The following is an 8221-nucleotide window of genomic DNA, read 5'->3' on the forward strand; positions in this document are numbered from 1 at the left end:
GCCGGCGCCGGGAAGAGGCAGGCGAGGACGTGCACCTCCGCGGGACCGTGCACGCCCCGGGTGAGCGAGAGCTCGATGTCGGCGGTCCGGCTCGGCCCGGTGATGAGGTGGGCAGCGGAGGGGAGGGTCTGCCAGCGGGCAGGCAGGTGGAACAGGTCCGCGACCAGCGCATCAAGGGTCAGGACCGCCAGGTGGACGGGGGGCAGGCACGTGACCAGCCGGCCCCGGCTGGATCCGGCGTGCAGGACGAGCGTCCCGGTCTCGGCCACGGCCACATCCACGCCGGAGATGCCGAGGTCCGCCGCGGCCAGCGTCCTGAGCCAGGCTTCCCGGGCGTCGGGGGAGCGGGCCGCCGCCGGCGCCGATTCCACCCTGATGTCCCGGCGGGCGAGGACGGTCGCCGGACCGAGCACTTCCAGGAGCGGGTGCTCCCAGCAGACGGCGCGGCGCACCCGATGCCGGGAGGCCACCTCCAGGATCTGCTCCCGCGCCTCCTCGATGGAGGCTGCCCGCGACGTCACGCAGTTGACCCGCGCCGCCTCGGCCTCGAAGCGGGCGAGAAGCCCCAGCGGGTCCGGGGCAGCGGGGGGAACCGGAGGTGGCGGCGCGGCGGCCGGCCCGCCCCTCACGCGGGTCCGGACGCGCGCCAGGAGGTCATCGAGCTTCATTGCGACTTCGCCACCTCCCCTCTACGCCAGCGGGCCTGGAACGGGCGGGAGGCCAGGGGCGGGAAGTCCCGGCTCGCCGTCCAGGCAGCCAGGGGGCCGGGGAGGCGGGGAATCCGCCCGTGGCGGAGGAAGGGCCGTTGGAGAAAGCGGCCCGCGGCCGCGGCCAGCCGGTAGAGGGTTGGGTGCCGGAGGATCAGGGCTAGTATCCGGAAGGCCAAGCGCTCCCCCGCCGGGGCGGCGCGGTGCTCGACCGCCTCGGCCCGCCGGTGCAGGATCATCCGGGGGATGTCTATCCGGACGGGGCAGACGTCCTGGCAGGCCCCGCACAGGGTCGAGCCGGCGGCGATGGCGTGCGCCTCCGGGCCGGGGGTGAGCATCGGCGTGATGGCGATGCCGATGGGCCCGCCGTACACCGACCCGTAGGCGTGCCCGCCGATCTGCCGATACACGGGGCAGACGTTCAGGCAGGCCCCGCACCGGAGACAGGAGAGGGACTCCTCGAACGCGGTCCCGAGGGCCCCGCTCCGCCCGCTGTCCAGCAGGACGAGGTGCAGCTCCTCGGGCCCGTCCTCCTCGCCGGGGCGGGCCGGCCCGGTCAGGACCGACACGTAGCAGGAGACCTTTTGGCCGGTGGCGCTCCGCGGGAGGACCTTCAGGATCGTGATGAAGTCCTCCAGCGTCGGGACCAGCTTCTCGATCCCCATGACGGCAACGTGGATCCGGGGGAGGGAGGTGACCAGCCGGCCGTTCCCCTCGTTGGTGACGATGGCGATGCTGCCGGTCTCCGCGACGGCCATGTTCACCCCGGAGATCCCCATATCGGCGGTCAGGAACGCCTCCCGGAGGAGGGACCGGGCCAGGCCCACCATCCCCTCGATGGACTCCGGGACCGGGCCGCCCGAAGCGGCCGCGAACAGGGCCGCCACCTGGCCTCTCGTCTTGTGGATGGCCGGGGCGATGATGTGGGAGGGCGTCTCCTTCGCGAGCTGGATGATCCACTCCCCCAGGTCGGTCTCGGTGACGGTCATGCCCGCCGCCTCGAGGGCGGGGTTCAGGTGGATCTCCTCCGTCGCCATGGACTTGGACTTGACGACGCGGCGGACGCGGCGCGTGCGGGCGATCTCCAGGATGATCTGGCGGGCCTCGGCCGCGTCCGCGGCGGCGTGGAGGGTGCAGCCGGCAGCCCTGGCCGCCGTCACGAACCGGTCGAGGTAGCGGTCCAGGTGCCGGGTCACCTCGGCCTTGGCCGCCGCCGCGCGGTCCCGGAGCGCCTCCCCGTCCGGCAGGTCGGTGAAGGCGGTCTTGCGGAGGCCGATGAAGCGTGTGGTGGCCCGGGCCAGCGCCTCTTGCAGCTGGGCGTCCTTCAGGGCCCCTTCGGCTCGTGCCGGGAACGTTCCCGTGGCCTTCACCGCGGCAGCCCCGCGGCCATCAGCTCGGCCAGGTGGATGGCGCGAACGGGGCTCTTCACCCGGGCGAGCCCTCCTCGCAGGTGGATCAGGCACCCGGCATCACAGGCCGTGAGGATCCCGGCGCCGCTCCGGGCGATGCTGGCAAGTTTCTGGCCCATCACGGCCGTCGAGACCGCCCCCAGCTTCACGGCGAAGGTGCCGCCGAAGCCGCAGCACTCCTCCTCCTGATCGAGCGGGGCGAACTCGACGCCCCGGAGGCGGCGCAGGATCTGGCGGGGCGGATCGGCCACCCGGAGGCCCCGAAGCAGGTGGCAGGAGGCGTGGTAGGTGACGCGGCCGGAGCCCGTGCTGCCCAGGTCCGGGCAGCCCAGGGTCTCCCCGAAGAACTCGCTGAACTCGAAGACCCGGAGCGCGAAGGCCGCGGCCGCCCGGGGGGAGCCGGGCGGGTAGAGTTCCGGAGCTCCCACCCGGAGCATCCAGGCGCAGGACCCGGAGGGGACGAGGACCGGCCCCTCCCCGGCGAAGCGCCGTGCGGCGGTCTCGTACACGCGGCGGGCCTCCTCCCGGTAGCCGTTGTTGAAGAGAGGGAGGCCGCAGCAGGTCTGGCCCGGCGGACAGTCGAGGCGCACGCCGGCCCGGGCGAGGACCGCCGCGATGGCCTGCCCGACCTCGGGCAGGAAGAGGTCCACCAGGCAGGTGACGAAGAGGCTGGCGTGGCGGGCCCCGCTCATGGGGCCCCTTCGGGCGGGAGGGTCTCGGCGAGAAGCTCGGCCAGATGGCGGACGGCGATGGGCTTGCCCTGCTTGTGCACGGCCCCGCGGAGGTGCAGGAGGCAGCCGGGGGAATCCAGGACCAGCAGCGTCGCCCCGGTCCGCTCCACCGCCGCGAGCTTGCGCTCGAGCACGTGCCCGGCCACTTCGGGGTAGTCGGCGGAGAAGTGTCCCCCGAAGCCGCAGCACTCCCCCACCTCGTCCAGCTCCACGAGCCGGTACTTGGGCAGCGCGTTCAGGAGCCAGCGGGGCGGGTCCTTCAGGTTGAGGCGGCGGTAGGAGCTGCAGGAGTCGTGGTAGGTGATGAGGGTGGCGTCTGCGCGCGTGGCCGGCTCCGGGGCTCCGAGGCCCAGGACCTCGACGCAGAACTCGGCGAACTCCTTCGTCCGAGCGGCCAGGGCCGCCGCGCGGGGGGCGCGGGCCGGGTCATCCGCCAGCAACTCCGGGAAGTACTTCCGGAGCGCGACCCCGCACGCCGGGGTCGCCGTGAGGACGTAATCGACGCCCTCCCCTTCCAGGGCATCGAGGGTCGCCCGCGCGGCGGCGACAGCCCCGGCTCGCGCCCCCTCGTAGTAGGCGGGAAGGCCGCAGCAGCCCTGCCCCTTCGGGTAGCAGACCTCGACGCCGCAGTGGCGCAGGACCCTGACCACCGCCTCGCCGATTTCCGGGTACAGGTAGTCGATCAGGCAGGACCCGAAGAAGGCGACCCGGTGCCTGCGGGCCCCGCGGGCCGCGGTGACCTCGGGGAGCCGGTCGCGGAGGGGGGGCCGCGCCAGCACGGGGAGCGACCGGATGCTGGTCAGCCGGCGCAGCGGGCCGGGGAGCTCCCGAATGAGGGCGCCGTCGCGGCCCGGGAGGAGCCGCTGGATGCGCCCGGCCGTGCGCACGGCCCGGTCGAAGGCGCGAGGTTTCGGGAGGACGCGGGTCAGGAAGAAGTGCCGCAGGCCCCGGGGCGGATCGCGCTCCTCCAGGCGCTCCCGGATCCGGAGGATCATCCGGGGCAGGTCGATCTTGGCCGGGCAGGCGTCCACGCAGGCCCCGCAGAGCAGGCAGGCCTCCTGGGGCACGGCGGCGTGCTCCAGGCCGTGGTGGAACGGTGTGATGTCGACGCCGATGACGGCGGTGTAGACGTGGCCGAAGACGTGGCCGCCCACGACGCGGTAGGTGGGGCACACGTTGGCGCACGAAGCGCACCGCACGCAGTACAGCGCCTCCCGGAAGTCGGCGTCGTCCCGCATGGCCCAGCGCCCGTTGTCCAGGAGGACGATGTGCATCTCGGGCTCGGGGGCCCCGGCGTAGCTGGCGGGGCGGGGGAAGCGGGGGGCGCCGGTCTTCCCGGTGATGAACGTGGTGTAGACGGTGATCCCCTGGGCCGTGGCCGCCTTCGAGAGGAGCGTGAGGTGGTGCCCGGCCTCCTCGAGGGTCGGGAGGATCTTGTCGTACCCCAGGAGGGCCACGTGCACCGGCGGCGCGGTGGTGACCAGACGGCCGTTCCCCTCGTTGGTGACGATAATAATGGTTCCGGTCTCGGCCACGGCGATGTTGGCGCCGGAGATGCCCATCCCCGCCTCGAGGAACTTCTCCCGGAGTTCCGCCCGCAACGTCCCGATCATGGCCGGGATGTCGGGGGCGATCTCTCGGCCGAGTGCCTGCGTGAAGATGCCCGCCACCTCCTCCTTCGAGAGATGGATGGCCGGCATGACGCTGTGGGAGGGCCGCTCCTGGGCCTGCTGGATGATCCACTCGCCGGCGTCCATCTCCAGCGCCCGGATCCCCCGGTGCTCGAGGTAATGGTTCAGCTCGATCTCCTCCGACACCATGGACTTGGACTTGACCACCAGCCGGACGCCCCGCCGGGCCGCCAGGTCGGCGATGTAGGCGTTGGCGTCTTCGGCGGTCCGGGCCTCGAAGACGATGGCGCCGGCCTTCCGGGCATTGGCGATGAACCCGGCGGCCAGCTCCGGCAGGCGGGCGATGGCATCTTCCTTGGAGGCCCGCAGGCGCGTCCGGGCCGCCTCGTAGTCGAGGACCGCGAGCGCATCCGCCCGGGATTTCCGGTAGGCGGTCCCGAAACGGGTGAGGGCCGCCCGGATCCCCGGCTTCGCGAGCGACTCGGCGGTCCGGAGACGGAACTCGGCCTGCCGGCTCACGGTCCGCCCTCCCCCGCCACCAGGAGGATGTGGAGCTCGCGCGGCCCGTGGACCCCGATCGTCAGGACGCGCTCGATGTCGGCCGTGCGGCTCGGCCCGGTCACCCAGGAGAGGTACGAGGGCCGGCCCTCCTGCTGCAGCCGGAGGATCCGCTCCTGGGTGACGAGCAGGCCGTCCTGGAGGGTCTCCACGATGGCCGTGTCCGGCAGCAGGGCGGCGTGGACCGCGGGGAGCATGGTGGTCAGACGGGCATCGGGGGGATCGAGGTGCACGATGATGGAGCCGGTCTCGGCGACCCCGCAGACGCTCCAGGAGACGCCCCAGTCCGCGGTGAGCAGGCTGCCGGGTTCCCGCGCGGCATCGGAGGCGGGCAGGGCCGGGGCCGCTCGGGCCAGCCCCTCGGCTAGCGCCGCGTCGGCGGCGACGAGGCGGCGCGCCCCCCGGCTCTCTGCCAGCTCCGAAATGAGGTGCAGGGCGGCCTCCCGGGAGCCGGCCTCGTGCACGATGGCGCCCATCTTGCCGGCGGCGGCCAGGAAGCGCGCGCGCAGGGCGGGCGCGGATCCGGCGGCACGCCGCCAGACCTCCTGCAGCCGCTCGGCCAGGACAGGAGGGGGGGACATGCGGGCTCCGGGCTCACCACGCGGGACCGGGGGCCTCCAGGAAGGTCAGGAGGGCGTGCGTGAGCAGGTGGCGGTTCTTCCCGGTGCGGTACTTCTCCCAGAGGAAGAGGGGGATCCCGTACTTGTGGACCAGATGTTCCGCAGATCGGAGCATGGCCGGCGTCGGCCCTCAAGGTGAAGAAGGGGCCGGGGAATGTCAAGGGGAAAAGTGGCCCTCCGGGCCCCCGTTTCGGGCGGGGGCCGGCTTGACACCCCCTCCAGCACTGTAGTATAGGGAACCACCAACCCGATTCGGGAGGGGGCCATGGCCTGGTTCAAGCGGAAGGCGCCGACGGCCAGCATCAAGGAGACCAAGCTCAAGGAGCCGGACGGGCTCTGGGTCAAGTGCGAGGCCTGCAAGGAGATCATCTACAAGCAGGAGCTGGAGCGCAACTTCGGGGTGTGCCCGAAGTGCGACCATCACTTCCGCATTGACTCCAAGACCCGCCTCGCCGTGCTGGCCGACCCGGGCTCCTTCAAGGAGTGGGATGCCCACCTGCGCTCGCTGGACCCGCTGAACTTCAAGGATGCCAGGCCCTACCCGGACCGGGTGAAGGCCGCCCGGAAGGCGACGGGCATGGACGATGCCCTCCTCTCCGGGGAGGGGACGGTCGGGGGCCACAAGGTCCAGCTCTGCATCATGGAGTTCAACTTCATGGGCGGGAGCATGGCATCGGTGGTGGGGGAGAAGATCGCCCGGGCAGTGGAGCGGGCCATCGAGCGGCGCTGCCCCGTGATCATCGTCTCCTGCTCGGGGGGCGCCCGGATGCAGGAGGGGGTCCTCTCCCTGATGCAGATGGCCAAGACGAGCGCGGCTCTCGGGCGCCTCGCCCGGGCCGGCCAGCCCTACATCTCGGTCCTCTGCGACCCCACCACCGGGGGCGTGACCGCCTCGTACGCCATGCTGGGGGATCTCATCCTGGCCGAGCCGAAGGCGCTCATCGGGTTCGCCGGCCCCCGGGTCATCCAGGATACCATCCGCCAGGAGCTGCCCCCCGGCTTCCAGCGGGCAGAATTCCTCCTGGAGCACGGCTTCGTGGACATGATCGTCAACCGGAAACAGCTCCGGGCCACCCTCATCAAGCTCCTGGATTTCTTCGCACCGGAGAAGCGGGAGGAAGTGCGGCTCGCCTTCTGAGGGGCCGCCCCGCCCCGGGCCTCGCGTGACCTACCCCGACGCCCTCCAGTACCTGTACGGCCTGCAGCGCCTCGGCATCAAGCTGGGGCTGGAGAACATCCGCCGGCTCCTCCAGGCCCTCGGGAACCCCGAGCGGGCCTTCCGGGCCGTCCACGTCGGCGGCACCAACGGGAAGGGCTCCACCGCCGCGATGCTGGCCGCGGTCCTGCAAGCGGCAGGGCTCCGCGTCGGCCTCTACACGTCCCCCCACCTCCTGGACTTCAGCGAGCGGATCCGGGTCAACGGGAAGCCGATCGGGCCTCCGGCTGTGACGTCCCTCACCGCCGAGGTCCGGGCCGCCGTGGAGGCCACCTTCGCCCACGTCCCGGATGAGCTCCCCTCCCATCCCACCTTCTTCGAGGTGACGACGGCCCTCGCCTTCCTCCACTTCGCCCGTGCTGGCGCCGAGTGGGCGGTGGTGGAGGTGGGGCTGGGTGGCCGCTACGACGCGACGAACGTCCTCGCCCCGGATCTCACCGTCATCACCAATGTGGCCGTCGAGCACCAGGACCTGTTGGGGGAGAGCCTCGAGGCCATTGCGGCGGAGAAGGCGGGGATCGTGAAACCGGGCATCCCCCTGGTGACGGCCGCCACGGAACCGGCGCTCACGGTCCTCCGCCGGGCAGCCGAGGAGCGGGGGGCACCCCTCCTCCATGTGCCCGGCGCCTACTCCTGGCTGCGGGAGGCCCCGTTGCCCGATGGACAGGTCTTCAGCCTCCGGGGACCCAGAACCGACCGGGGAAGCCTCCGGATCAGCCTGCTCGGCCGGCACCAACTGGTGAACGCGGCGACGGCGGTGGCGGCGGCGGAAACACTGCGGGAGGGAGGCCTGACCCTGTCCGAGGAAGGCATCCGGGAGGGACTCTCCGCTGCCCGCTGGCCGGCCCGGCTCCAGGTGGTGGGGGAACGGCCCCGCCTCCTGGTGGATGGGGCCCACAACCCGGCCGCCTGCCGCGCGGTACGGGACTTCCTCGAGGAGGAGGCCCCCGGCCGCCGCCTCCTGGTCTTCGGCGCGCTGAAGGACAAGGACTGGGGCCAGATGCTGAAGATCCTGCTGCCCGCCTTCGCGGCCGCCATCCTCTGCCGGCCGCCGAGCGACCGGGCGGCCGACCCCGCATCGCTCGTCGAGGCCGCCCGGGGCCTCTGCCCCCACGTGGAGGTGGTGCCGGAGGTCCGGGATGCGCTCGCCAGAGCCCGTGCCCTGGCCCGCCCGGAAGACGCCATCCTCGTGACCGGCTCCCTCTTCACCGCTGGCGCTGCCCTCGCCGATCTGGGCCGGTGACCCCGCGCCCGCCAGGGTGTGGCTGGGCGTCCACGCCGGCGTTGCCGGGCGGAGACACTCCGCCGGCGAGCGGCAGCCCGACCGCCCGAAAGTTCCCTTCGGGGCC

General features: G+C 72.7%; 8 protein-coding genes. 2 read left to right on the forward strand and 6 right to left on the reverse strand.

What is annotated here, in order from left to right; translation table 11 throughout:
- From VGT06_05435 to VGT06_05460, 6 genes are all read right to left on the reverse strand, one after another.
- Nucleotides 1-668, reverse strand: a 668-nt coding sequence (locus tag VGT06_05435) for a lactate utilization protein (GenBank protein HEV8662574.1), incomplete at its 3' end; no start/stop codon positions are given.
- A complete protein-coding gene (locus VGT06_05440; protein ID HEV8662575.1) occupies nucleotides 665-2077 on the reverse strand; it encodes a LutB/LldF family L-lactate oxidation iron-sulfur protein in 1413 nt (470 codons plus the stop codon). The genes VGT06_05440 and VGT06_05435, both read right to left, overlap by 4 nt.
- Nucleotides 2074-2808, reverse strand: coding sequence for a (Fe-S)-binding protein (locus VGT06_05445; protein HEV8662576.1), 735 nt, complete (start codon nucleotides 2806-2808; stop codon nucleotides 2074-2076). Before VGT06_05445 ends, VGT06_05440 begins: the two co-directional genes overlap by 4 nt.
- The gene (locus tag VGT06_05450; GenBank protein HEV8662577.1) at nucleotides 2805-4997 is read right to left on the reverse strand and encodes an LUD domain-containing protein; all 2193 of its coding nucleotides are present in this window, start codon (nucleotides 4995-4997) and stop codon (nucleotides 2805-2807) included. The genes VGT06_05445 and VGT06_05450 overlap by 4 nt, the downstream gene beginning before the upstream one ends.
- The gene (locus tag VGT06_05455; GenBank protein HEV8662578.1) at nucleotides 4994-5617 is read right to left on the reverse strand and encodes a lactate utilization protein; all 624 of its coding nucleotides are present in this window, start codon (nucleotides 5615-5617) and stop codon (nucleotides 4994-4996) included. The genes VGT06_05450 and VGT06_05455 overlap by 4 nt, the downstream gene beginning before the upstream one ends.
- 13 nt (nucleotides 5618-5630) lie before the next feature.
- The gene (locus VGT06_05460) at nucleotides 5631-5771 is read right to left on the reverse strand and encodes a hypothetical protein (protein ID HEV8662579.1); all 141 of its coding nucleotides are present in this window, start codon (nucleotides 5769-5771) and stop codon (nucleotides 5631-5633) included.
- Nucleotides 5772-5921: 150 nt separating this feature from the next.
- Between VGT06_05460 and accD the strand changes: the two genes are divergently transcribed.
- Both accD and VGT06_05470 read left to right on the forward strand, forming a co-directional pair.
- Entirely contained in the window at nucleotides 5922-6794 is an 873-nt protein-coding gene (accD, locus tag VGT06_05465; protein HEV8662580.1) for an acetyl-CoA carboxylase, carboxyltransferase subunit beta, read from the forward strand.
- Between the two features lie 25 nt (nucleotides 6795-6819).
- On the forward strand, nucleotides 6820-8115 hold the full coding sequence (locus VGT06_05470) for a folylpolyglutamate synthase/dihydrofolate synthase family protein (protein ID HEV8662581.1): 1296 nt from the start codon (nucleotides 6820-6822) through the stop codon (nucleotides 8113-8115).
- The last annotated feature ends 106 nt before the right edge of the window (nucleotides 8116-8221 follow it).

This window comes from Candidatus Methylomirabilis sp. (genome assembly GCA_036000645.1).
Lineage (GTDB): Bacteria > Methylomirabilota > Methylomirabilia > Methylomirabilales > JACPAU01 > JACPAU01.

Excerpts from the sequence above, each read along its gene's own strand:
- VGT06_05445 (HEV8662576.1), bottom strand. The coding sequence starts at position 2,808 with ATGAGCGGGGCCCGCCACGCCAGCCTCTTCGTCACCTGCCTGGTGGAC.
- VGT06_05455 (HEV8662578.1), bottom strand. The coding sequence starts at position 5,617 with ATGTCCCCCCCTCCTGTCCTGGCCGAGCGGCTGCAGGAGGTCTGGCGG.
- VGT06_05460 (HEV8662579.1), bottom strand. The coding sequence starts at position 5,771 with ATGCTCCGATCTGCGGAACATCTGGTCCACAAGTACGGGATCCCCCTC.
- accD (HEV8662580.1), top strand. The coding sequence starts at position 5,922 with ATGGCCTGGTTCAAGCGGAAGGCGCCGACGGCCAGCATCAAGGAGACC.